Source organism: Lysinibacillus sp. FSL W8-0992, from assembly GCF_038008685.1.
Taxonomy (GTDB): domain Bacteria; phylum Bacillota; class Bacilli; order Bacillales_A; family Planococcaceae; genus Lysinibacillus.
In genome coordinates this window covers 3,636,709-3,662,730 of sequence record NZ_JBBOZQ010000001.1, presented here as the reverse complement: position 1 = coordinate 3,662,730, position 26,022 = coordinate 3,636,709, and the positions used below count along the sequence as shown (strand labels likewise).

The window sequence follows — 26,022 nt, the reverse complement described above, 5'->3', positions numbered from 1 at the left end:
TCGGCTATTTTTTAGGAAATCCTTTTTTTCTTAGGTCAGGAAGGCTAGTTGGTGGGGGTATGTTTTTCAATCTGTTAAAAATCTCGAACAGAGGTGACGTATGTATTACAGAATAATTCGCAATGATATTTCAAATAGCAAACTAATTTCGCTAACAACAATGATATTTGTTGCGGTCGCGGCTATGCTTGTTGCGCTATCAGCAATACTTGTTGTAAATCTTTCGGGGGCGTTAGATACACTTATGAAGCAGGCGAAAACCCCTCATTTTATGCAAATGCATGTAGGTGATATTAATACAGTGCGACTTAAAGGCTTTGCTGAACAGCATAGTAACGTCCAAGATTTTCAAGTGCTTGAGTTTCTTAATATTGACGGCTCGCAAATTATTTTAGGCAATAGTTCGTTTGCAAATAATGTTCAGGATAATGGTTTTAGCATTCAAAGTGAGAAATTCGATTACCTGTTGGATCTTGATGGTAATATTATTAACGCATCTGATGGTGAGCTTTATGTTCCATTACGTTATATGAAGGAAAACAACGTAAAGGTCGGGGACATTGCAGCGATAAGTGGGAAATCATTCACTGTTGCAGGATTTCTAAGAGATTCACAGATGAATTCCATGCTCTCCTCTTCGAAGAGATTTCTTATTAGTAAAAATGATTACGCAGACATAAAAGGTTTTGGGCGTACGGAATATTTAATTGAGTTCAGATTAAAGGATTTATCATCGCTCGGCGAATTTGAAAATGCCTATGCAACCGCAGGACTTGAAGCGAATGGACCGACGATAACATATCCACTGTTTAAAACAATTAATGCACTTTCAGATGGGATGATGATAGCAATCATACTACTTATAAGTGTACTAGTCGTTGCCATTGCATTTATGTGCATTCGTTTCACTCTCCTCGCAAAAATTGAAGTAGACTACCGCGAAATTGGTGTTATGAAGGCAATCGGATTACCAGTCTCAGACATAAAGAAGATATATCTTGCAAAATATGCAGCCATTGCGTTGGCAGGTAGTGTTATCGGCTATGTATGTTCATTCTTGTTCAAAAACATGCTTCTTGAAAATATTAGGCTTTATATGGGGGAAAGCGACAATTCTTCTCTTGCATCGCTTTTCGGAATAATTGGTATAGTTATTGTATTTTTTGCAATTATTGCTTATGTAAATGGAGTGTTGAAACGCTTTCGTAAAATTTCCGCTGCTGAAGCAATACGCCATGGCACTTCCCAAGAAAAAAACAGTGCTACAAGGAAGTTTTGCTTGAACAGCAACCGTCTCTTTAACATAAATATATTTCTTGGCATTAAAGATGTACTGTCAAGAAAAAGACTTTACGCCACAATGCTAACAGTGCTTGTAATATCGGCATTTATCATGATTGTTCCACTAAACCTTTACAACACGATTTCCTCAAATAACTTCATCAAGTATATGGGTATTGGCAACTACGATATGCGTATTGACATCCAGCAGACTGATCATATTTCTAAAAAAACGGAACAAATTTTATATACTATAAACAATGACAGTACCATTTCAAAGCATACTGTTCTTTCGACAAAAACATTTAAAGTAAAAATGGAAGATGGAACAGAGCGAAATATAAAAATCGAACTTGGTGACCATTCAATCTTCCCAATAAAATATTCGACTGGGAGGGCACCCGTTTCACAAAATGAAATTGCACTTTCAAAGTTAAACGCCGATGAGCTTAGTAAAAAAATAGGCGATAGTATAACCCTTATCATTGCAGGAAAGGAGCAAAATTTCATGATAAGCGGCATTTATTCCGATATTACAAACGGTGGAAAAACCGCAAAGGCTATTTTTAATGACAATTCTACAGACATGATGTGGAGTGTTATTAGCGTGGAATTTTCCGATAAAGCTGTGCTGGATAATAGAATGACTGAGTATACGAATCTATTTACCTATGCAAAAGTTTCAGACATTAATGATTACGTCTTACAAACTTTCGGCTCAACAATTGAGGCAGTTGGAAAGGCTTCTCGTGTCGCAATTGCCGTGGCGCTCTTTATTACTGTATTAGTTACGTTATTGTTTATGAAAATGCTTATCGCAAAGGATAGATACTCTATTGCTGTAATGAAAGCGTTAGGTTTTACAAATTCCGATATTATGTCACAGTATGCTGCCCGTTCCTTATTCGTACTAATGATTGGAATTGTTGTTGGTACACTTCTTGCTAACACGCTCGGAGGATTACTAGCAGGCGCGGTTATCTCTTCTTTTGGTGCTTCGTCGTTTACATTTTCGGTCAATCCGTTAGCGGCGTACTTACTTTGTCCGCTACTGATGGCATGCTCGGTACTAATTGCAACAATTATTAGTACTTCTGGGGCTGGGAAAATAAAAATATCCGAAAATATAAAGGAGTAGTTTATGAAGAAAATGATTATCGGTGACAATATTGTAAAATCTTTCGGTGCAGGAGAAAAAAAGCACAATGTTCTCAATGGTGTGTCCGTTGAAATAAACGAGGGGGAATTCGTTGCGATTATGGGTCCATCAGGCTCAGGGAAATCTACACTTATGTATGCAGTAAGTGGAATGGATAGCATTGACACTGGAAAGGTGTCTTTTGATGGAATGGATTTGTCAATGCTTAGTGAACAGGAGCTTGCCGATTTACGGAGAACAAAAATGGGGTTTGTTTTTCAGCAGCCAACTTTACTTAAAAACTTAAATATTATGGATAATATCATACTTCCTTCAATGCGAGATAACAGAAAAAGTGTTGATAAGATTACAAAAAGGGCAAGAGCGCTTATGAAAAAGGTAGGTATAAGCGATCTTGAAAAACGTGATATTACACAAGTTTCGGGAGGGCAGCTACAACGTGCAGGCATTTGCCGCGCACTAATAAGCAATCCTAAAATTATTTTTGGTGACGAGCCGACTGGTGCACTTAATTCAAAATCAGCACAGGAAATCATGGACATTATTACAGAAATTAATGCAGAAGGGACAGCGGTGCTGCTTGTAACACATGATCCAAAGATTGCCGCAAGGACTGATCGTATACTGTTTATGCGTGACGGAAAAATAGTCGATGAAATACAATTTAGCCGATTTACGGACATAAATATTGAAGACAAAATGGAAAAGATTATGGCGGAAATGCGAAAAAACGGAATATAATTTCTAAAGAAGGTGAGTCTCCCATCAAGGAAAATGAATAGAAGTAAAGCATTCGTTGATGGTAGCGGATGAGGCGACTCATGCACAAAACGTAAGACGTAACAAACAGTGCCATAGCAGGGTTGAAGCTTGCGGTATGCCCGCGGAAAGCATCCCTGTAGTGGACATCAACATTGCATCAATAAAGTGTTAGATTAATTGTATTTTTCTGCTATGTAAAATAAATGAAACCATAGCTGTTCTCTTATGCAGTGAATAAAAATAGAAAGAGAATACTAGTTGATGGTAGCGGAGGCGAGTGACTCCTGCAGGAACGCACAAAACGTAAGACGCAACAGGCGGCGCGTAAGCGTCGGTTGCGGCTTGCGATGTATCCGCGGAAAGCACTCGCCGTAACGAACATCAACGACGCAACAAAAAAGTGTTAGATTGATTGTAGTCAATCTAACACTTTTTGTCTTTTATTAACCCATAATATTGTAGCCAGCGTCGATGTAGATTGTTTCGCCAGTTACCCCACGTGATAGGTGAGATAGCATTACAATTGTCATATCAGCTACTTCATCTTGTTGAACATTGCGTTTTAACGGCGCTGTTTCTTCGATTTTGTGTAAAATCGTATTGAATGAAGGAACACCTTTTGCCGCAAGTGTACGAATAGCACCAGCAGAAATTGCATTTACACGGATATTGTCTTGCCCAATATCAGCAGCTAAGTAGCGCATTGACGCTTCTAATGCAGCTTTGGCAACACCCATTACGTTATAGCCATCAAGTACGCGTTCAGCGCCTAAATAACTCATCGTTACAATAGAGCCACCTTCTGTCATGTACGGGTGTGCTGCTTTAGCAGTTGAAATAAGAGAATACGCACTTGTATCTTGAGCGAATGCATAGCCATCGCGTGTTGTTTCTAAAAAGCGATTGTGTAAGTCTTCTGCATTGGCAAATGCTACAGAGTGAACAATACCGTGGATAACGCCAACTTTTGCACCGATTGTATCGAATGCTGCTTTTGTGCTTTCATCACTATTAACATCACATTGTACGACAAATGCATTTGCTTGGCCGTAGTTTTCAAGTTGCTTTTGTAATTTTTTTAATGAACGTTCTTGGCGATACGTGAAAATAACATTTGCACCTACGTCAAATAAACGTTTTGCAATACCCCAAGCAATACTGCGGTCGTTTGCAACACCCATTACGACAATGTTTTTATCTTTTAATTGTAATAAATTGTCCATCATTTATAAGAACCCCTTTACGAAATAATATCTGTTATTAGTACCAACTACTAAAATCTTATCATACATAATTTATCGTTGCAATAACAAGATGAAAAGAGCTTACAACTTCATTTGAAATGACATATACTCACTCTTTATCTTAATGTCAAAATACAAACCCAACTCAAACAAAAAGGCATCCATTGAAGGATGCCTTTATTTAGTAATGATGTTTACCTATTCGAATTTTAAAGAGTCGCCATCAAAAGGTTCTTCAGCCACTTTGATAGAATCTGTTGGGCAACCTTCAAAAGCGTCTTGCATGTCTTCTAGTAGATCTTCTGGAACTTCAGCAGTTCCCATGTTATCATCTAAAATAACGAAGGCAATTCCTTCATCATCATAATCATAAATATCGGGTGCTGCGGCTCCGCATGCGCCACAAGCGATGCATGTATCTTTATCAACAATTGTGTATTTAGCCATTTCTTTCTCTCCTTTTACGATGGTCCTACAAAGCTTCATACTCATTTTAAAGATGTTTAACTTACATTTCAACCTAATACTATTAAATTGGAGGAATTTGCTTCAATGTTTTATCAAATTTTATTGCAAATCTTTCAAAAACTTAATAATGAACGAACAGTTTCTGCTGCTTATCATATCCTTAGAGGAAAGCGTTCAGGTCAGACAATTCAAGATGTTGGACTGTTTCAGCTACATAACTTTTTTGGATTACTCCCAAAGCTACCACGCGCGACATTTGACGAGGCTGTAGCAACCTTTTTGCAATATAGTTGGTTAAGTATGCAGGAATCTGGTCATTATTCCATGAAAAAGCTCGGTTTACAGCGAGCAGAGCAAACATCTGCTTTTTTATTTGACGGCTGGCATTATCGAGGAAATGAGCATGTATTTTTTGCTCGTCTTTCTTTAGTCGTCCAAAGTCTGTCTTATCAAAAAGAGGGGATTCGTTCATTTTCTCCTATTAGTAAAGATGCCCAAGTTCAGTCATGGGTACGTAATTTTTTGCAGGACTATCAGTATCAATCGGGAAATTTGCAAAAACAACTACTTGAAGAGTGCCTTCGTGTATTAGCTACCTTACCTGTATCAGATAATAATAAACAACTCGTTCTTTATCGATTAAGTGGTCATAGTTTACCTGGGTGGACATGGCAGCAGCTATCTAGTGAACGAAAGGAAACTGTGCTTGATAGTCAATTAGCATTTATCGAATTACTACATACATTAATGAATGAAGTGCATGCAACAAATAATTACCCGTTACTTGGCCAAATGACTGAGGAACTTCGGGTTAAAGCATTGCTGACTGATTCTGCACAGCAAACTGCCGTTTTATATGAACAAGGATATTCAATTGAACAAATTGTGCAAATAAGAAAATTGAAACAAAGTACGATTGAAGATCATTTAGTGGAGTTAGCGATGAATGAACCGAACTTTTCGATCGGCCCATTCGTCTCATATGAAGAAGCGGAAAAAGTTTGGCACGCTTCCAAGCAATACCAAACAAAAAAATTAAAGGCATTGCATGAAGTAGTAAAAGATTTGAGTTATTTCCAGCTGAGACTTGTCCTCGCGAAAGGGGAAGTATAAATGGAACTAGAGCAAACATTAGCTAAGCACTTTGGCTATACAACATTCCGACCAGGTCAAAAGGAAGTAATTGAAGCAATTCTTGATGGAAAAGATGTAATTGCGTTATTGCCAACTGGCATGGGTAAATCACTGTGCTATCAATTGCCAGCATATATATTGCAAAAGCCAGTGTTAATCGTGTCACCTTTATTGTCTTTAATGCAGGACCAGGTAGAGCAACTTAAACGCTTTGGTGAAAAAAGAGTAGTAGCATTAAATTCTTTTTTAGCAGCAGATGAAAAACGATATGCACTCCATTTTTTAGAACAATATCGCTTTATTTTTACGTCACCAGAAATGCTTTTGCAACAACAGGTGCAGGAAAAACTCGCGAAAATGTCATTAAGTCTCATTGTAGTTGATGAAGCGCATTGTATATCGCAGTGGGGATTTGATTTTCGTCCAGATTATTTGCGAATTGGTGACTGGTTTTCGCGAAGCAATCGCCCGCCAGTGTTAGCTTTGTCAGCGACTGCGACGCAAAAAGTAGTAAAGGATATTCATACGACACTTTCGCTGAACGCCCCGTTTGAATTTATGTATAACGTCGATCGTCCTAATATTCATCTTGGGCGTGTTGGATTTGAGGATAGGGCTGATAAGGCACAATGGATTTTAGAACATGTCAAAAAAACAGCTGGACCAGGTATTTTGTATATGTCATCACGTAAGCGTGCAGAGCAATATTGTGAAACATTCATGCAAGCAGGTATTCGGGCAGCAGCTTATCATGCGGGTTATAGTGCAGAGGATCGTCAATTTATTCAGCAGCAATTTATTGATGGAGAGCTAGATTGGATTGTGGCGACAAATGCTTTTGGTATGGGCATCAATAAGGCAAATATTCGACAGGTGATCCATGAAACAATGCCCGCCAATGTCGCTAATTATATGCAAGAAATAGGACGCGCAGGTCGTGATGGAAAACCAGCTCTTGCAATTTTACTTTATAGTGATGGTGACGAAGAGCTTGCGAAATTTGTTGTAACAGGCGATTTGCCGTCAGCAAGTCATGTCGACCGTTATCAAGAGCTTGTAATACAGCATATCGAGCCATCGCAAATGTTGAAAAATGGTGAGTTGAGTGAAACGGCCTTTCGTGTGCTAGATTACTGGTATCATCAGGAATCTGTTCAGGAAGTGAAAGCGCGACTTAATTATTTTGCACTTGAAAAATATCAGGCGGTTGATGAAATGTTAAAAATTACTCAGACAAAAGGCTGTATTCGCGAGCAGCTTGTCGGGTATTTTGGGCAAAAATTGCAGAAAAAACCTGAAAACTGTTGTGAAAATTGTGGAATCCATTATGATGAAATCAATATAGTACGCGTTAAGGAAGAGAAAAAAGTAGAAATGATTGCATGGGAAAGTCGATTAAAACAGCTTTTATTAAGCGATTAGACTATAATTGACGGTCATTTACTTTTTTCGCAAAATTCGTCATAATAGAATGATAGAAGAATGCGTAGCAAGGTTGGAGGAAAGTCGAATGAGTAAAGAAGACTATCGTGATAAAATCGAAGAACATCGTCAGTCATTTGAAGAAGAACAACAAGAACAGCAAAATCTATCTAGAGTTTCAAGAATGAATAAAAATGGAAGCAATAACAAAAAGCCGAAAAATACAAAACGTAAATCACCGTTAATGACGATACTTTTTGTTACATTTATTTTAATTCCATTAACTATATTAATTTATTTCGTGCAATTCTATGATCCTGGTAAAACGATTGAAGAAGCCGAAAAGGATACGCTAGATTCTGTTGTAGAAATTGATAAGACTGGTAGTAAAGCGGAAGCATCCACATCATCTGATAAAGACAAAGATGCTAAAGCAAACGATCAAGCCAAAGAACAGGCACAAAAAGACGCTGAAAAGTTAGCTGAACAACAAAAGGCTGCTGAAGAAGCGAAAAAAGCTGAAGAGGCGAAAAAAGCCGAGGAAGCTAAATTGGCACAACAACAGGCTGAGGCAGCAAAAAAAGCAGAAGAAGCTAAAAAAGCTGAGCAAGCACGTAAAGCAGAACAAGAAAAGCAAAATGCTGCAAAAGCGAAAACACATACAGTTAAAGCAAATGAAAACCTATATCGTATTGCATTAAATTACTACGGTGATGGTAGTGAAGCTACATTAGCGAAAATCCGAGCGGCGAACGGTATGCCTAATGACACTGTATTTGTTGGGCAAGTCATTAAACTACCATAAGAAAAATGGTGTCATTCTTTGGCAATGTTGTTTTTCTAGTATAAAATAAAGGACAAACGTCAACACCAATGAATGGTTGAGGCAAACGTCTGATTAGCAGAAAGGCGATTCTACAGCATAATGAATCGCCTTTTTGCTGTCATAAGGAGAAGTGAGGGAATGATATATATTGGACTATTTCTTTTAATAGTTATCGCCTTCCTACTCTATATGTGGAAGGTCGCGCACGAAAATAATGTGTTGCATCATCAATTATCACTCAAAGGTGAACAAGAAAAGATTCGACTATTTTTTATTTCAGATACGCATTTACGAAAAATTAATCGTCCAATGATAGAACGATTAAAAGGTACATTTGATGCGGTAATAATCGGTGGAGATTTTGCAGATGGGCGCACACCTATTCAACGTATCCATGACAATCTCGATTTATTGACACCGTTAGGACCTACTTATTTTATCTGGGGGAATAATGATAGAGAAGTAGGCGAGGAGCAATTTCGGGCTATTTTACAACAACACAGGGTCGAAATTATTGCCAATGATGCTGTCTTATTACCTAAAAAGAATCGCTTATGGCTAAGTGCTATTGAAGATACTTCTACGATGAAATATAGTTTTGATGCTGCCTTTGAAAAAGTTGGCGAGGATGATTTAGTCGTTTTTATTTCACATAATCCTGGTGTCTTTGCCAGAGTGCGTGCGAAATTTCGAGCGGACTTAATGATCGGTGGACATTTGCACGGTGGTCAAATAAGAGTTGGACCGTATGGTGTTCATCCGCTTGGTTCTTATCGGGAACGTGACGGTGTGATGACACTTGTGAGTAATGGCTATGGCACTACACTATTGCCATTCCGTTTAGGAGCGAAACCTGAATGCCATATAATTGACATTGAAATTTCGGGTAAATAAACAACCAATAATGCGTAGAAGGCGTATAATGGAGACGAGAGTTATTTTTTAAAATGTAGATGCCCAATAGAGAGCATGTAATCTGCATGAAAGCGAAGCATCTGTGTTTAATACGCTGATGCCTATTTGATAGGAGTGTCAAACAATGCAACAAGTTGATGCAATAATTGTTGGAGGAGGCCCTTGTGGTTTAGCGGCAGCAATATCTTTACAAAAAATTGGTTTACGACCGATTGTTATTGAAAAAGGAAATATTGTAAATGCCATTTACAATTATCCAACACATCAAACTTTCTTTAGTACGAGTGAACGTTTAGCCATTGGTGACGTACCGTTCATTATTGAGGGGCGCAAGCCAAAGCGAAATCAAGCACTTGTTTATTATCGTGAGGTAGTGCGCTTGAAAAATATTCAAGTTAACCGTTTTGAAAAAGTCGGAAGTGTTGTGAAAAATGGAGAGATTTTTACGGTAACGACGGATAAGGATGTATATGAAACTCCATATGTTGTAGTAGCAACAGGTTACTACGACCATCCTAATTATATGGATATTCCTGGCGAGGAATTACCAAAGGTTTACCATTACTTTAAAGAAGGACATGAATTTTTTGATACGGATGTCCTTGTAATCGGTGGGAAAAATTCAGCTGTAGATGCAGCATTAGAATTGAACAAGGCTGGAGCCCGTGTCACAGTTGTGTATCGTGGCAGTGAATATTCTCCGAGCGTGAAGCCGTGGGTTTTACCTGAATTTGACGGGGTTGTACGTGGTGGGGAAGTCACAATGCACTTTAATACAAATGTAGTAGAAATTCGTGAGCATGAGGTTGTAGTAAATATTGACGGTCGTGAAGAAGTATTAAAAAATGACTTTGTTTTTGCTATGACTGGCTATCACCCAGATCATTCATTTATTCGAGCGATGGGTGTTACGATTGATGAGGAAACAGGTCGACCATTTTGTCAACCTGACACAATGGAAACAAATGTAGCAGGGCTATTTATTGCGGGGGTCATCGCAGCAGGCAATAATGCCAATGAAATTTTTATTGAAAATGGACGCTTCCATGGTGATTGTATCGCACAAACAATTGCAGAAAGAAGATAATATAAGAAGCTGTATAGGCGTGACTGCTTATACAGCTTCTTTTAGAATAGAGGCTATAAAAGGTGGGGGAAAATGACTTGGTTATATTGGATAATTAGCTATTTTATTGGAAACTTTTTGACTGCTTTTTTCGTTGGAAAAGTATATGGTGTCAATTTGCAGGAGGAACGCAGTAAAAACCTAGGTGCACGAAATGCAGGGAGTGTAATAGGTAAGGCTGCATTTATGTGGACATTTTTGGGGGATTCATTAAAAGGTGTTCTCGTTGTGTTACTAGGAAGTATTTGGAATCTGGAACAGTGGGCAATTATTGTAGGAGGCTGTCTCGTTATACTCGGTCATATGTATCCCATTTGGCTGAAATTTAATGGGGGCAAGGGCGTGGCAACATTTATCGGAGTTGGCCTTGCCTTATCACCGACTATATTTTCCTTTATGATTGTCGGCACAGCAATTGTGTTTAGTATCACAAGAAGCCTTACACTTGGCATGCTAGGTGGCTTCGTGTTTTACATTGGAGCAATTGTACTAACAGGTCAATTACCGCTATACATACCGATGCTAGTTGCAATTATTTGTATGTTGATTAAGCATACATCCAATATTAAGGAGTCTTTAAGAAGAGGGAAGTGATTTTATGTACTGGTGTAAAGTCGCACAGACAGAAAAGGAATTCGATGCGATCGCGCAGTTGAATTATGAAACCTTTGTTGAAGAAATTCCACAGCATGAACCAAATACGATGAAAAGAAAAGTAGACCGTTTCCATCAAGAAAATACGTATTTAGTTGTTTATAAAGGAACTGAGCTTATTGGCATGTTAGCCTTTCGAGATCAACGACCGTTTTCAATTGATGAAAAAATTGGTGAAGTGGAGCAGTATTTACCAAAGGAAATTTGTACAAAGCTTTGTGAAATTCGCTTACTTGCAGTGAAAAAGCAATATCGTACAGGACGTGTATTATTAAGATTGACACAGGCGTTGAATGCTTTTGCTTATGAAAAAGGCTACTCAGCGGCTGTCATTTCGGGTACTACGCGTGAGGAAAAATTGTATAAGCAAATGGGCTTTAACCAATTCGCACCAGCAGTAGGTACAGCTGAAGCTATGTTTTTACCAATGGTATTAACGAGGCAACAATTTGAACACTCCTTACAACAAAAACTTGCACAAGAAAGTTATACATTTTACCCAGGGCCTGTTAAACAGCAAGGAGCTATTTTGTATTCTGAGATGTCACACCGATCTCAAGCTTTTCAATCACTATATGAACGTATGCGCAGCAAGCTTCTCGAATTATCAAATGCCACCCATATCGCTACATTAGTAGGAACAGGGACATTAGCGAATGAAGTGATGCTCGGACAACTCAAAGCACAAAAAGTGGGGCATGGACTTATTTTAACGAATGGGGAATTTGGAGAACGTCTTCACAAGCATGCTGAGCGCTGGTCATTAGATTTTGACGTCGTTTCGCAAGCGTGGGGAAGCGCATTTGATTTACAGTCATTGGAAGCTTTATTACAAACGGGTTCCTATCAATGGCTACTAATGGTGCACGGGGAAACTTCAACAGGTACATGTAATGAATTAGAAGGCATTTTACAATTGGTTAAGCGCTATAATTTAAAGCTTTGCGTAGATTGTATTAGCTCATTTGGGGCAATGCCATTTTCATTAGCTGAATGCTACTTAGCTACAGCGGTGAGTGGTAAAGCGATTGGGGCACTTAGTGGCTTGTCATTTGTATTTTCACAACAACTTGTGGAGCCTTCCTCTACTATACCTGCTTACTTGGACTTAGCTAATTATCAGCAAGGTATGATTCCCTCTACGTTACCAGCCGTGCTTATTGGCAATGTAGTAAATGCTTTACAAGCATATCCAGCTCGCTATAGTCAGCTACAACAGCACTATGAAGCGCTGCTGCAGCTACCATTTATGGACTATCGCTTAGCAACTACAGCGTATCCAATGATTTTGACAATACAATGCCCAAAGGAACTCACTAATTTATCGACCGATTTAAAATTAAATGGATTATATGTCCATGGAGATAGTGAATATTTACGCAACCGAAATTTTATACAGTTGTCAGTAATCCAACCTGATTTTGAGTTAGCACTAGGTCGCTTACGTAATCTGTTAACTTATTATGAGCAAACAGTAGATGTATAAGTGCTTTATCGGAGAGCTGCCGTGTTATATGAGCGGTTTCTCTCGTGTTAATGGCGACTTAGCTTGCTTTATTGGCGCTATGACATGATTTAGTGGCGATTCACCTAGTTTTAGTGGCGGTTAACGAGAAATGCATAGGACTTACTGGAAAAATTCCTTTAAGTCCAATGGATTTCCTTCTTTATTTAAACCGATTAGCAATTTTAATCGTGCTTTTTGTCCGTTAATGCCTGTCGCAAAAATTGTGCCTAAATCTTCTAGCATTTTACCACCACCAACGTAACCATATACGCCTTCAGCAATGCCATTGAAGCAACGGGATACAAGCACAACAGGGATGCCGCGTTCCAATAAACTTTCAATGCCCTTTACAACGGTTGGTGGAACATTTCCTTGTCCAAGTCCTTCAAGTACAACCCCGTCATATTGACAGGCAAGGACAACGTCGAGTAAATCTACATCCATCCCTGCATACACTTTCAGCATGGCTACTCGTTTCCCTAAGCCCTGTATGTCTACATATTGACGGCGAATCGGGGCATGATGAAACAAAATGCGCGATTTTGTAATCAGTCCGATTGGACCGTATTGTGGCGATTGAAACGTATTGACAGAACTAGTGCTCGTTTTTGTAGTATTGACTGCTAGATGGACTTCATCGTTCATTACTACGAGCACTCCTTTGTCACGTGCTTCGTCATCTACAGCTACGCGAACTGCTTCAACTAAATTGTAAATGCCATCTGCACCTAACTCATTGGAGGAACGCATCGCACCTGTCAAGACAATGGGAATGGATAAATTGGTTGTTAGCTCTAAGAAATAAGCTGTTTCTTCTAATGTATCCGTACCGTGTGTAATAACGACACCATCAAATTGTTCAGTTGAAGTTTTTTCCATAATTAAATTACGTAAACTAAGCATTTCTTTTGGTGTTATATGTGGTGAAGGAAGATTAAATGCCTCCACTTCCTTAATAGAAGCAAGTGTATCTAGTTTTTTGCTTTCTTTTATTAGTGGATTTTCCTTGTTTGGCATGACCGCACCCTCTTCACTCATTGCCATGGAAATCGTTCCGCCAGTATGAATTAATAAAATTGTTTTTCTCATAAAAAATAAATCTCCTTTTAAAAAAAATTTGTCATTACATGGTATAATGATATCAGTCTACTGTTGAAAGGAGCCGGCAACATGATCATTCTTTTATCAGCTGCCATTGCTCCAGGTCTAGCGCTTTTTAGTTACTTCTATTTGCGCAATCAAATGGCAACGGAGCCACGAAAAACTTTACTTCAAACGTTTTTGTATGGTGCTTTTTTAACATTCCCTATCTTGTTTTTACAGTATGTATTAACAGAAGAAGGGGTTTTTCAATATCTTTATTTACAAGATGTCCTATTTTCAAGTGTCATTGAAGAGTTTTTTAAATGGTTTGTTCTGTTAATAGCTATCTACAATCATGTAGAATTTGATGATCCTTATGATGGCATATTGTACGGTGCAAGTATATCTCTTGGATTTGCTACGATTGAAAATGTATTGTATTTATTTTCTTTCGGTTTGAATACAGCATTCATGCGAGCGTTGTTACCCGTATCGAGTCACGCTCTATTTGGAGTAGTAATGGGCTATTATTATGGTCGTGCTAAGTTTTCAAAGCATGCAAAGACGAAAGAAATGATTGCGATGGCCATTTGCGCACCCGTAGTATTACACATTTTATACAATACAATATTATCATTTAAAGGACATTGGGTATATTTAATGATACCGTTTATGCTATTTTTATGGTGGTTTGGTTTACGTAAAGTAAAGCTTGCGCATTATCATCTTATCCAACATTTGCATATGCATAAAAAAATATAAAAGCGTAGAAATCTAAAACTGATTTCTACGTTTTTTCTATTTTATAAATGTATAAAAAGTGCTGTTTGTTTCAAGCTATAAAAAAAGGAGTGATGATTGTGCGTTTAATAAGTATACTTTTTGCTTTCCTACTTGCGATTAGTATAGTCTCAATACCACAAAACAACGCAACAGCGTTTAGCGATCAACAAATTACCCGTGGTGCATATGGAGATGACGTCATTGAGTTACAGGCTAGACTACAATACTTAGGATTTTATAAAAGTAAAATTGATGGGAAATTTGGCTACAACACTTACTGGGCATTACGAAATTTCCAAGAGAAATATGGAATACCAGTAGATGGAATAGCAGGCACAAAGACGAAGAAAGCGTTAGCAGGATATTCAGATTATGATGAAAACTGGGTGAAAGCGCAATTAAAAGCTGGCAATCAGTTTACCTATTATGGTGGCGTTCCACTTGATCAGCAGGTGAAAAGTACTGGTAATACAGGTAATACTGGTGGGAATTCTGGTGGTGGCGGTACAGCAAATAATGAAAGCACTGGTAGTAGTAATAATAATGGGACCGATACACAAATTCCACCAAAGTATACGGAACGTGATTTACAGCTAATCGCCAATGCAGTTTACGGAGAAGCTAGGGGAGAACCATATGAAGGCCAAGTAGCCGTAGCAGCTGTTATTTTAAATAGATTAGAAAGCCCTGATTTTCCTAATACGATTTCAGGTATTATTTTCCAACCTTTGGCGTTTACAGCAGTAGCGGATGGACAAATTTGGCTAGAGCCGAACCAGCGTGCAAAAGAAGCAGTTATCGATGCAATGAATGGTTGGGATCCATCAGAGAATGCATTGTATTACTTTAACCCTAAAACAGCAACAAGTAAGTGGATTTGGTCTCGTCCTCAAATAAAACAAATAGGTGAGCATATTTTCTGTTCATAAGAAAGGAGGAAAATAGATGAGAACAATGCTCGTTATTTTAACGATAGCAGTTATAGGTTTAGGAGCATACAGTATTGATTTACATGGAGATAAAGAAAGTTTACAACGTACAGTGCATGCGCAGTATACAGAAAAACTAACGGATGCCTCAGAGAAATTATCGTATTTACAAAGAGCCGTTTCGCAGTCTCTGTTATTTAAGGATGAACAGGCAATACACAGTGAGCTCGATTCTATTTGGCGACTAAGCTCTGAAGTGCGTTCATCTATTTCAAATATTCCAATTGGGCAAGAGCTTTCTAATCAGTGGCTAGGTTATTTAGGAAGACTTGGTGATGAAGCGAAAAAAACTGCGAAGTCCGGAGATTATGAAGCTTGGCGCGAAAAGATGCCGCAAATTTCTACGAATTTACAAGCATTATCTGACGAATGGACAACAGCAACTGTTGATTATTATAAGCAAGATGGAAATATGGATGTTTGGATGCGTCAAGTAGACAATAAAAATCCTAATACAGGATTTGATAATATTAAGAAGACATTAAAAGATTATGGCGAAAGTGATTTCCCGCTTACATTGAGTGAATCAGACTGGCAGAAAAAATTAGACTTAAAAGCATTACAAGATTCAGTCATTACGGAAAAAGAAGCTTTAGAAAAAGTAAAATATTTATTCCCAATTATTAAAGATGCTACGTTTACTGTCACAAAAAGCAGTGATACAGCACCATATCCGTTTTACCACATACAGTTCCACCAAGGTATTCGCTTAGGCTATGTTGACTTAACTGAAAAGGGAGGACATTTACTATCTTATTTAGTTGAACGTCCTGTTGATGAAGCCAAGCTGTCACAAGAGGAAATTATTAAAAAAGCGGAAGAACATTTAAAGAGACTTGAGATGAAAGATGTTGCATTTGTTGAGTCACGTGAAAACCATTTAGCTTGGCATGTTACTTTTGCACGCGTTAATCCTGGTGACAATGCATTAATTTATGCAGACGGCGTTCAGTTAAAAATTGCAAAAGATAATGGTGAGTTACTTGGTGCAAATGCCATGGAATATATACAAGAAGAAGCGATAAAACCACAAAAAGCCATTCCAATTGATTGGAAAACTTTCTTTGATGACAATGTACGTGTAGAGGAAGTAAGAAATATTTATACGGATAACGGACAATTCGAGCAACGACTTTGCTATGAAGTGATTGCAGTTCGAGACGAACAAGCGCAAGAAACATTCCGAATTGTAGTGGATGCGGAAAATCACAATGTGTTAAAAGTAGAATATTTAACTTAAGTATAGAAAAAGCTCCCAGTTCATATAGCCAAAATTTACATCCCATGCAATAATAGGGGTATATATATTGTTCGGGGAGATGCTCATGGAAATAAAAATTGGTACACTACTACAACTTGAACCTACTTATACAGAACGTATTGAAAAATTCCGCTGTAAAGTGGTTGAACAAAGAGACAATATAATTTATATTGACTATCCAACAAATGTAATAACTAAAAAAACAGCTTTTTTAATAGATGGTTCTGAATTTAGGGCAACCTTTCGAACAGAAGATAAACAATCCTACGCCTTCAATACAGAAGTAATTGGGCGCAAAGCTGGCAATATACCGATGATTATGTTGCATTGCCCACAACAGGATGAGTTTATCAAAATTCAACGCCGAGAATACGTTCGAGTTGAGACGCCTGTCGATGTGGCAGTTCAATTTAAAGATTATAAATACCAGCTAGTAACAACGGATATAAGTGCAGGTGGACTCGCACTTATCTTAAAAGGTGATGTAGCCTTTAAAGATGACGATGACATTAAGTTAACGATTGTCTTGCCATTTGCTAATGGCGATGTAAATTACGTCGTTACAGATGCAACAGTTGTTCGAATATTTGAAAAAGATGACAAGACAATTGCTACCATTCAATTAACCGATACGGATGATATTGATCAACAACATATCGTACGTTTTTGCTTTGAACGACAGCTGTTAAATCGCCGTAAAGAAATAAATCCATTCGATGATTAAATTCACAGTAGCCCTCTTGCTTGTAGAGGGCTTTTTTTTATTAGTATGTTACAATATGGTGTGAAGAAAGTAGGGAAGCATAATGAACAAAAACATTCAAATTGCGATTGATGGTCCTGCAGGTGCTGGCAAAAGTACAATCGCAAAAATCGTTGCAGAATCACTAGGATTCACGTATATCGATACGGGAGCAATGTATCGAGCAGTTACGTATAAAGCAATGCAACAAAACATACATTTAGATGATGAAGCAAAATTAGCAGAAATGTTAGCAGCTAGCTCAATTGAATTAAAGCCTTCTCCTCAAGGTCAACTTGTTTTTTTAGATGGCGAAAACGTATCTGATGCAATTCGCTCCAATGAAGTAACCTCTTCTGTTTCGCAAGTAGCAGCACATGCCAAAGTGCGTGAATTGTTAGTAGCACAGCAGCAAAAACTTGCCGCAAATGGTGGTGTTGTCATGGATGGACGTGATATTGCTACACATGTGTTAAAAAATGCAGAACTTAAAATCTTTATGTCTGCTACTGTAGAAGAACGTGCAAGACGCCGCTATATTGACAATGAAAAACGAGGGATAGCGTCTTCAATAGAAAAGCTCCAAGAAGATATTGCTTTACGCGATAAAATGGATAGTGAGCGTGAAGCTTCACCATTGATACAAGCAGCGGATGCTATTTATTTAGACACAACGGAGCTATCAATTGATGCCGCAGCGCAAGCCATTTTAAAATTAGCACAAGAAAAAATGGTATAAATCCTAAAATTTCAGACATTTTTTGAATTTAAAGGATTTATTTTTGTTTTTGTCTTCAATATCGAATAAAATAGTAAGGGAAGATGCGAAGGAGGGTTACATATGTCTGAAGAAATGAACTATGCAGAACAAACGTTTAACGAAGGTGATATCGTCAAAGGTATTGCAGAGCAGGTTGATGAAAAAGCGGTAACTGTTTCAATTCCGGGTGCACCGTTTGACGGTATTGTACCAATAAGTGAATTATCGAGCTTACACATTGAAAAAGCGTCTGACGCTATCTCCGTTGGGGATGAGTTAGAATTGATGATTACAAAGGTTGAAGAAGAAAACTATGTATTATCAAAACGTAAAGTAGATGCCTTAAAAGCATGGGATACACTAGAACAACAATTTGCTGCTGGAGAAGTTTTCGAAGCGGAAGTAAAGGATATTGTTAAAGGTGGTCTTGTTGTAGATTTAGGAGTACGTGGGTTCGTTCCAGCATCCCTAGTAGAAGATTATTTTGTCGATGATTTTGAAGATTATAAAGGGAAAGTATTAAGCTTTAAAATTGTCGAGCTTGATAAAGAAAAAAATCGCTTAATTCTATCACATCGAGCAGTAGTAGAATCTGAGAAAGCCTCTCAGAAGAAAAATGTTATTAATCAAATCAAAGCTGGCGATGTATTAGATGGTAAAGTACAGCGTATAGCATCATTTGGTGCATTTATTGATCTTGGTGGTATCGATGGACTTGTCCATATTTCACAAGTATCACATGAGCATGTGAGTGATGTCAGTGAGGTATTAACAGAAGGACAAGAAGTAAAAGTTAAGGTTCTTTCAGTAGACCCAGAGAATGAGCGTATTTCGTTATCGATTAAGGAAACAGTTCCTGGACCTTGGTCGAATATTGAAGAGCGTGCTGCGAAAGGCACTGTGCTTGTAGGTAAAGTAAAACGCCTGACGTCATTTGGTGCTTTTGTAGAAGTGTTCCCTGGAGTGGAAGGTTTAGTGCATATTTCACAAATTGCGCATAAGCATATTAATACACCTCATGAAGCGTTGAAAGAAGCGCAAGAGGTACAAGTGAAGGTGCTAGATGTCAACGTTGACGAAGGGCGCCTTGCATTAAGTATTAAAGATTTATTGGAAAATCCAGAGGCGGAAGAAGTAATCGATTATGAATTACCAGAAGAAAACACAGGCTTCTCTCTCGGTGATGTAATTGGCGACCAACTGAAAAACTTTAAATAATAACAAACAGCGAGGATATATTTGTATCCTCGCTTTATTTTGTCTAAAATTTTTGCATTTAGTTACAATTGATTTCTGCTGCAGGCGGCGCTTTTAGCTCAGCCTAACGTAAGCCACAACAGGATAACTAGTTGGAGCGAACCCTGCTAAAAAGGAAATGCTTGGAACGAAAAATAGCGGTTATGTAAAAGAGAAAGCTAAAAAGTACTCTCCTTGATGGATATGTTATGATATAATGGCATTTTTCGTGTATAATAGCGAAAGACAAGAAGTTGGAAGGATGAAGTACAGATGACGAAACCAGTAGTAGCCATCGTAGGTCGTCCGAACGTAGGTAAGTCGACGATTTTTAATCGTATCGTTGGAGAACGTGTCTCGATTGTGGAAGATATTCCGGGAGTAACACGTGACCGTATTTATAGTTCGGCAGAGTGGTTAACACATGATTTTAATATTATTGATACAGGTGGTATCGAAATTGGAGACGAGCCGTTTTTAGAACAAATTCGTCAACAAGCTGAAATCGCTATTGAAGAAGCAGATGTTATTATTTTTATGACGAATGGTCGTGAAGGCGTAACAGCAGCAGATGAGCAAGTTGCAAAAATTTTATACAAAACAAAAAAGCCGGTCGTTTTAGCAGTAAATAAAATTGATAATCCAGATATGCGTGAAATGATTTATGATTTCTATGCACTTGGATTTGGTGAACCTTGGCCAATTTCAGGCTCCCACGGATTAGGCTTAGGAGATTTATTAGACGAGTGTGCAAAGCACTTCCCACAAGAAGATGAAAATCAATACGGAGATGACGTTATTAAATTCTCTTTAATTGGTCGTCCAAATGTCGGGAAATCATCATTAGTGAATGCGTTCCTAGGTCAAGATCGTGTCATTGTAAGTAACATTGCGGGTACAACGCGAGATGCTATTGATACGCCTTACGAATACGATGGGCATGAATATGTAATTATTGATACTGCCGGTATGCGTAAAAAAGGAAAAGTGTACGAAACGACAGAGAAATATTCTGTTTTACGTGCGCTACGTGCTATTGAGCGTTCTGACGTTGTTTTAGTTGTTCTTAATGCTGAAGAAGGCATTCAAGAACAGGATAAAAAAATTGCAGGCTATGCACATGAGGCTGGAAAAGCTATTATCATTGTCGTTAATAAATGGGATACCATTGAAAAAGACGATAAAACAATGAATGTATTTACACAGCAAATCCGTGAACACTTTTTATTCTTAGACTATGCACCGATTATTTTCGTGTCAGCAAATACAAAACAACGAGTGCATCAAATTTTACCGATTGTACAGCGTGTAAGTGAAAATCACGCGATGCGTATCCAATCATCTATTCTAAATGAAGTGATTGAAGATTCGGTTGCACGTAATCCAGCGCCAACTGATAAAGGTCGTCGCTTACGTATCTACTATGCAACACAAGTGGCGATTCAACCACCAACATTTGTGGTATTTGTAAATGAAACGGAATTAATGCACTTCTCTTATGAGCGATTTTTAGAAAATAGAATTCGTGAAACATTTGATTTTGAAGGGACGCCAATTCGTTTAATTACACGTGCGCGTGCATAATCTAAAATATAACTTATTCAGTACGCCAACCCGACAATTGTTGTTGGGTGGCGTCTTTTTTCAAAGGACTAGGCTAAATCACAATTTGGTTAAAATTTGTTTGATAACATGCATTTTGCCCGTGAAGATTTACCTAAAGGAAATAGAAGGGGGAATTTGAATGGAACGAGTTTGTGTACTAGGAGCAGGCTCATGGGGATCAGCACTTGCAATGGTACTTGCGGAAAATGGACATGATACCCTTGTGTGGACACATAGAGCCGATCAGGCAGAAGAAATTAATACACAGCATACGAATAAAAAGTATTTACCAGAAACGGTACTACCAGAGAATTTACATGCTACAAATGATATTGCAGAGGCAGTAGCACATTCTAATACAATCGTTGTAGCTGTACCAACTAAGGCTATACGAGAAACTTGTGAAAAGATGATTGCTACATTAGACAGAAAAGTATTATTTGTCCATGTTTCAAAGGGAATTGAGCCAGATTCATTAAAACGTATATCTGAAATTTTGGCCGAAAGTTTGCCTTCTGAATTTGTAGAAGACATTGTAGTGCTCTCAGGGCCAAGTCATGCTGAGGAAGTAGTATTACATTCCCCAACTACGATTACAGCAGCCTGTGCCAATATAGAGGCGGCTGAGAAGGTACAGGACTTGTTTATGAACCAGTTTTTCCGCGTATATACGAATGAGGATGTTATAGGCGTGGAAATGGGCGGTGCATTAAAAAACGTTATAGCGTTAGCTGCAGGCATAACAGATGGCTTAAATTATGGTGATAATGCGAAGGCTGCACTTATTACACGTGGACTTGCTGAAATTACTCGTCTAGGTGTTAAAATGGGCGGAAATCCATTTACATTTGCAGGGCTGACAGGCATGGGAGATTTAATCGTAACGTGTACAAGCGTGCATTCTCGAAATTGGCGAGCAGGAAATATGTTAGGTAAAGGTATGAAGCTGCCAGAAGTACTCGATCAAATGGGGATGGTAGTAGAAGGCGTACGGACAACAAAAGCAGCCTATCAACTGGCCGAAAAATATGATGTTGCCATGCCAATTTCGACGGAACTTTATGGCGTATTGTTTAACGATGTAGAGCCGAAAGTGGCCGTCGATGCATTAATGATGCGAGTGAAAAAGCGTGAGATCGATGAACTGATGAACTAAATCATAATGGTTTGAACTAGTAAGCAATATATAACTTGTCATGAAATGGACACAAAAGAGGCATCTCAGAAGGATCTGAGGTGTCTCTTTTTTGAACAAATTGTAAAGTAATAGGTGGTAATAATACTTTTTTTGCCTTAAAAGTTATTTTTATAACGATACATTTCTCCACCTATAGTAAAAATATGATATGATTTCCACGGAGAGTTTTATGTTGTAGCGGTCACCTTAATTTATATGAGCTTGAAGGATTATTTTTTTCGTATATCAAAAAAATAACATGTTAAGCACCTTATAGCACTCCTTTTTTACTTTTGGGAAAGCGCCTTCTTTTTTAAGGATGCCCATAGTATAATAAACGTTGATTGTCTCGTGTCATTGAAGAAAGGTGGTAGACTTAAATGGGTCCGTTAGCACATATGCCAGCACTGGATATCATGTGGGTATCTTTTTATTGTATCGGCTTTATGATTATTTCAGTTGGTTTAATTTATCTAGGTCGCAATAAAATTTCAAATGGTTTATTACGTACAATCGTAAATTTATTAGCATACATACTGTTTGGACTTGGAACATTTTTAATGGTACTTATAATTGCCACATGGCCAGCTTAAAAAGGGGGAAAAACGTGAATGAAAAAACTAAATGCTTTTCTTTTGACAGTGGCAATAGCCGTTTTGCTAGGTGGTTGCGCATATCCTGAGGAGGAAAAGGCCGCAAACCAAGTGCCAGATGTCGATCAATTAGCATCTGTCCAACGTGCTGTCAATGAATATCGTGAAGCTACAGGGGGCCTAGTACCGATTAAAAACAGTGAATTGGATACGGATATCTATATAAAATATTTAATCGATTTTGAAAAACTTATGCCAAAATATATTACGCAAATTCCAGGAAATGCATATGAAAAAGGCGGTATTTATCAATATATTATTTGGGATCCAGAAAACAGCGCTGAAGTAAAATTAGTAGATTTAAACTCTGCGGAGCGTATGCGAGAGATTAATATTCGCAAATTGGGCACACAGTATATTCCGACAAAGGGTGCAATTGCTGATAATGTCTACCAAATTAACTTTGAAAAATTAGGCTACAAATCAGAAGTAACAGTCAAAAGTCCGTATTCGGGTGCAGAATTACCGATATTTATGACAGGCGATGGCGAAATGCATGTGGATTATTCAATCGATTTAGGTCAGCTATTAAAAGAGGACAAGCCAGATGTAAAGCCAGGCGAGGATATTCGTCAATTACTTGTCGATAAATATCCAGTTGTTCCAGCCTATTCAGTGCCATACACTGTAGATGAAAAAGGCGAGCCAACTTATATGATGGATGCCTATAAAGCGGATGCAAAAAAGGCGAAGGAAGAAGCGGAAGCAGCTCAAGAGAGCGAAAGTAAAGCTACCGAATCGAAATAAAGTTTTAATTACCTCAATCGTTAGAGAATATCTAATTGATTGAGGCTTTTTTTATGCTAAAATAGCTGTCGAAATTAGTGTCCGAAATTAGTGCCAGGCACTCAAACAATTCAGAATAATTGCATGACATCGCGGAAATATCACACTGGTTCGCGGAATTACTACCTGATTCCGCGGAAAAACTACCTTGCTCCGCGGAAAAACTACCTTGCTCCGCGGAATCAATTTTTCAACGGAAATATAAATTCTATTCATATTGCTACTAAGGAGCTTTTCATATTTATCTTCGTGGATGCATATAGTGAAAAAGCGTAGATAAAGGAGGCAGAAACCTTGAGTGAAGCAGTATTTAAAGAAATTGCAGAGCGCACAAATGGCGATGTTTATATTGGTGTTGTAGGTCCAGTTCGTGTAGGTAAATCAACATTTGTAAAAAAAGTAATGGAAGCTGTAGTGTTACCGAATATTGTGGATGATACAGAAAGAATGCGAGCACAGGACGAGCTGCCACAAAGCTCGCCAGGCCCAGTAATCATGACTGCTGAGCCGAAGTTTGTGCCTGCTCAAGCGACACGTATAGCGGTCGGCGAAGATGAAATGACATTCCAAATTCGTTTAGCTGATTGCGTAGGTTATGTCATTGATGGTACAAAGGGCTATGAGGATGAGAATGGTCCGAAATTTGTGCATACACCTTGGCATACAGAGCCAATTCCTTTCCAAGAAGCGGCGAAAATTGGCACGGATAAAGTGATTCGAGATCATGCTAATATCGGTATTGTTGTAACAACTGATGGAACTGTAAATGGTATTAGCCGTCGTGCCGCAGAAAAAGCGGAAGAAGAAATTGTTGCACAATTAAAGGAAATTGGAAAACCTTTTGTTATCGTGTTAAATTGTCAAATGCCAGCACGAGAAGAAACAGTACAGCTTCGAAATGAGCTGTTTGAACGTTATAACGTTCCAGTAATTGCGATTTCAATCGATCAAATGCGTGCTACTGATATTCAATATATTTTGCAAGAGGCGTTATTTGAGTTTCCAATTCGGACGATTGAGGTTGAGAAACCAGATTGGCTTGATGTACTAGATGCTACACATCCTCTAAACGTGGCATTAATTGATTCGATGGAAGAAGTACTGTCATCTGTCATGAAGATTCGAGACGTGCAACAAGCTTCTGATGCATTTAAAGAGATTGATTTTATTGATCAAAGTGAAGTGATTCATGTAGATTCGGGAATCGGTACAGCCGTCATTCGAGTGTCATTACAAGGAGAATTGTATAAGGCAGTTTGTAATGAATGGTTAGATGAACCAATTGAATCAAAGCGTGATTGGTTGCTATTTATTAAAGAGGCTGCTGAAGCAAAAGAAGCACAAAAACGCTTTAAAGATGCAATAACTGAAGCGGATAATAGTGGATATGGTGTGACTTTACCAATGATGCAAGAGTTCGAACCAACTGCTCCAGAACTTATTAAGCAAAATAATTTCTATGGAGTTCGTATGAAGGCAACAGCGCCATCCTATCATATTATTCGAGTTGATATGGAATCAGAATTTGCTCCACTTATTGGCTCTGAATTCCACAGTCAGCAACTTCTGAAAGATTTAAATCATGCTTATTTACATGATCGTGATGCACTTTGGCAAACACAACTTTTTGGTACACCATTGCATGAAGTGTTAAAAGAAGGAATTCGCTACAAAATGAGTGCAGTGCCTACTACAGCTAAAAAACGTATGCGTCAAACAATTGAGCGTATGGTTAATGAAGGCGACAGAGGATTGGTTACTTTTATTTTATAGAGATAAAATGGAAATTAGAGAGCAAAAAAATAGTGCAGGGCTATTCGTTTTTATGCGAAAAGTCCTGTTATTTTTATTTTTTGGGTGAAAAACGCATATTTTGGTTATAATCATGAATGAATACAGTTGCGTCGCGGTTTCCTATGTGTTACTCTTTTTACAGAATTGGTTCATGACCCTTTGAGAGGAGGTGAATGGTGTGAATAAAACAGAATTAGTAAACTCTGTTGCTGAAGCTGCAGGTCTTTCTAAAAAAGACGCTTCTAAAGCAGTTGAAGCTGTATTTGATACAATTCAAGATGCTCTTGCAAAGGGTGACAAAGTACAATTAATTGGTTTTGGTAACTTTGAAGTACGTGAACGTGCGGCTCGTAAAGGTCGTAACCCACAAACTGGTAAAGAAATCGAAATCGCTGCTAGCAAGGTACCTGCTTTCAAACCAGGTAAAGCGCTTAAAGATGCTGTAAAATAATACACGTCTAGTAGTTACATAGAGCAGTCTTCATGTAAACGAGCATGAAGGCTGCTCTTTTTAACTTATTTATTAAATATAATGAATGGCAGTAATTCTATAAAATACAAAATTTTAGTCACAAGATGACTTTGTTTTTTACTGTATACATAGCAAGAAGAACGAAAACTTTAAGAAGATATGTTGAATTTCTTTTAAATCAGG

At 38.1% G+C, this 26,022-nt stretch carries 24 protein-coding genes; 21 read left to right on the top strand and 3 right to left on the bottom strand.

The features are described 5' to 3' along the window. Positions 1-100: 100 nt before the first annotated feature. Both NSQ74_RS18390 and NSQ74_RS18385 read left to right on the top strand, forming a co-directional pair. A complete protein-coding gene (locus NSQ74_RS18390) occupies positions 101-2,419 on the top strand; it encodes an ABC transporter permease (RefSeq protein ID WP_340825243.1) in 2,319 nt (772 codons plus the stop codon). Positions 2,420-2,422: 3 nt separating this feature from the next. After that, the gene (locus NSQ74_RS18385) at positions 2,423-3,181 is read left to right on the top strand and encodes an ABC transporter ATP-binding protein (RefSeq protein ID WP_340825242.1); all 759 of its coding nucleotides are present in this window, start codon (positions 2,423-2,425) and stop codon (positions 3,179-3,181) included. Between the two features lie 464 nt (positions 3,182-3,645). Here NSQ74_RS18385 and NSQ74_RS18380 read toward each other — a convergent pair whose 3' ends face one another. Together NSQ74_RS18380 and NSQ74_RS18375 are read right to left on the bottom strand one after the other, a co-directional pair. Next, positions 3,646-4,428: an enoyl-ACP reductase FabI gene (locus NSQ74_RS18380; RefSeq protein WP_340825241.1), complete on the bottom strand. Its 783-nt coding sequence runs from the start codon at positions 4,426-4,428 to the stop codon at positions 3,646-3,648. Positions 4,429-4,644: 216 nt separating this feature from the next. Further along, positions 4,645-4,893, bottom strand: a complete 249-nt coding sequence (locus tag NSQ74_RS18375; RefSeq protein WP_173478432.1) for a ferredoxin — start codon at positions 4,891-4,893, stop codon at positions 4,645-4,647. Between the two features lie 105 nt (positions 4,894-4,998). Here NSQ74_RS18375 and NSQ74_RS18370 point away from each other — a divergent pair, with 105 nt between their 5' ends. The 7 genes from NSQ74_RS18370 (at position 4,999) to NSQ74_RS18340 (ending at position 12,477) form a co-directional block, all read left to right on the top strand. Continuing rightward, positions 4,999-6,027, top strand: a complete 1,029-nt coding sequence (locus NSQ74_RS18370; protein WP_340825239.1) for a helix-turn-helix domain-containing protein — start codon at positions 4,999-5,001, stop codon at positions 6,025-6,027. Next, a complete protein-coding gene (locus tag NSQ74_RS18365) occupies positions 6,028-7,470 on the top strand; it encodes a RecQ family ATP-dependent DNA helicase (protein WP_340825237.1) in 1,443 nt (480 codons plus the stop codon). 88 nt (positions 7,471-7,558) lie between these two features. Next, positions 7,559-8,275 carry a LysM peptidoglycan-binding domain-containing protein gene (locus tag NSQ74_RS18360; protein WP_340825236.1) on the top strand — a complete coding sequence of 239 codons (717 nt, stop codon included), beginning with the start codon at positions 7,559-7,561 and terminating at the stop codon, positions 8,273-8,275. A 159-nt stretch (positions 8,276-8,434) separates the two neighbouring features. Further along, positions 8,435-9,190 (top strand): metallophosphoesterase, encoded by a 756-nt coding sequence (locus NSQ74_RS18355; RefSeq protein WP_340825235.1) that lies wholly within the window; start codon positions 8,435-8,437, stop codon positions 9,188-9,190. A 145-nt stretch (positions 9,191-9,335) separates the two neighbouring features. Continuing rightward, positions 9,336-10,298, top strand: a complete 963-nt coding sequence (locus NSQ74_RS18350; RefSeq protein ID WP_340825234.1) for a YpdA family putative bacillithiol disulfide reductase — start codon at positions 9,336-9,338, stop codon at positions 10,296-10,298. A gap of 72 nt (positions 10,299-10,370) precedes the next feature. Beyond that, positions 10,371-10,931 (top strand): glycerol-3-phosphate acyltransferase, encoded by a 561-nt coding sequence (locus NSQ74_RS18345; RefSeq protein ID WP_340825232.1) that lies wholly within the window; start codon positions 10,371-10,373, stop codon positions 10,929-10,931. 4 nt (positions 10,932-10,935) lie between these two features. Further along, positions 10,936-12,477 carry an aminotransferase class V-fold PLP-dependent enzyme gene (locus tag NSQ74_RS18340; protein ID WP_340825231.1) on the top strand — a complete coding sequence of 514 codons (1,542 nt, stop codon included), beginning with the start codon at positions 10,936-10,938 and terminating at the stop codon, positions 12,475-12,477. A gap of 141 nt (positions 12,478-12,618) precedes the next feature. On the opposite strand, the gene NSQ74_RS18335 is transcribed toward NSQ74_RS18340, so the two are convergent. Further along, positions 12,619-13,587, bottom strand: coding sequence for an asparaginase (locus tag NSQ74_RS18335; RefSeq protein ID WP_340825230.1), 969 nt, complete (start codon positions 13,585-13,587; stop codon positions 12,619-12,621). An 81-nt stretch (positions 13,588-13,668) separates the two neighbouring features. Between NSQ74_RS18335 and prsW the strand changes: the two genes are divergently transcribed. The 12 genes from prsW to NSQ74_RS18275 all read left to right on the top strand — a co-directional run bounded on the left by prsW (position 13,669) and on the right by NSQ74_RS18275 (position 25,818). Next, entirely contained in the window at positions 13,669-14,343 is a 675-nt protein-coding gene (gene prsW, locus NSQ74_RS18330) for a glutamic-type intramembrane protease PrsW (protein ID WP_173478441.1), read from the top strand. 98 nt (positions 14,344-14,441) lie between these two features. Beyond that, positions 14,442-15,293, top strand: coding sequence for a spore cortex-lytic enzyme (gene sleB, locus NSQ74_RS18325; protein ID WP_340825227.1), 852 nt, complete (start codon positions 14,442-14,444; stop codon positions 15,291-15,293). Positions 15,294-15,309: 16 nt separating this feature from the next. Beyond that, positions 15,310-16,593, top strand: a complete 1,284-nt coding sequence (locus NSQ74_RS18320) for a PepSY1/2 domain-containing protein (RefSeq protein WP_340825226.1) — start codon at positions 15,310-15,312, stop codon at positions 16,591-16,593. An 85-nt stretch (positions 16,594-16,678) separates the two neighbouring features. Further along, entirely contained in the window at positions 16,679-17,338 is a 660-nt protein-coding gene (locus NSQ74_RS18315) for a flagellar brake protein (protein ID WP_340825225.1), read from the top strand. A gap of 82 nt (positions 17,339-17,420) precedes the next feature. Further along, complete coding sequence (cmk, locus tag NSQ74_RS18310) at positions 17,421-18,095, top strand: (d)CMP kinase (protein WP_340825223.1); 675 nt, start codon at positions 17,421-17,423, stop codon at positions 18,093-18,095. A 102-nt stretch (positions 18,096-18,197) separates the two neighbouring features. Further along, positions 18,198-19,334, top strand: a complete 1,137-nt coding sequence (gene rpsA / locus NSQ74_RS18305; RefSeq protein WP_340825221.1) for a 30S ribosomal protein S1 — start codon at positions 18,198-18,200, stop codon at positions 19,332-19,334. 291 nt (positions 19,335-19,625) lie between these two features. Further along, a complete protein-coding gene (gene der / locus NSQ74_RS18300) occupies positions 19,626-20,936 on the top strand; it encodes a ribosome biogenesis GTPase Der (protein ID WP_340825219.1) in 1,311 nt (436 codons plus the stop codon). A 160-nt stretch (positions 20,937-21,096) separates the two neighbouring features. Beyond that, positions 21,097-22,113 carry an NAD(P)H-dependent glycerol-3-phosphate dehydrogenase gene (locus NSQ74_RS18295; protein WP_340825218.1) on the top strand — a complete coding sequence of 339 codons (1,017 nt, stop codon included), beginning with the start codon at positions 21,097-21,099 and terminating at the stop codon, positions 22,111-22,113. Positions 22,114-22,514: 401 nt separating this feature from the next. Next, a complete protein-coding gene (locus NSQ74_RS18290; RefSeq protein ID WP_340825217.1) occupies positions 22,515-22,727 on the top strand; it encodes a DUF2768 domain-containing protein in 213 nt (70 codons plus the stop codon). Between the two features lie 18 nt (positions 22,728-22,745). Then, positions 22,746-23,534, top strand: coding sequence for a hypothetical protein (locus tag NSQ74_RS18285; protein WP_340825216.1), 789 nt, complete (start codon positions 22,746-22,748; stop codon positions 23,532-23,534). A gap of 333 nt (positions 23,535-23,867) precedes the next feature. Further along, on the top strand, positions 23,868-25,346 hold the full coding sequence (gene spoIVA, locus NSQ74_RS18280) for a stage IV sporulation protein A (protein WP_340825215.1): 1,479 nt from the start codon (positions 23,868-23,870) through the stop codon (positions 25,344-25,346). Positions 25,347-25,545: 199 nt separating this feature from the next. Further along, positions 25,546-25,818 carry an HU family DNA-binding protein gene (locus NSQ74_RS18275; protein ID WP_004232618.1) on the top strand — a complete coding sequence of 91 codons (273 nt, stop codon included), beginning with the start codon at positions 25,546-25,548 and terminating at the stop codon, positions 25,816-25,818. Positions 25,819-26,022 lie beyond the last annotated feature (204 nt).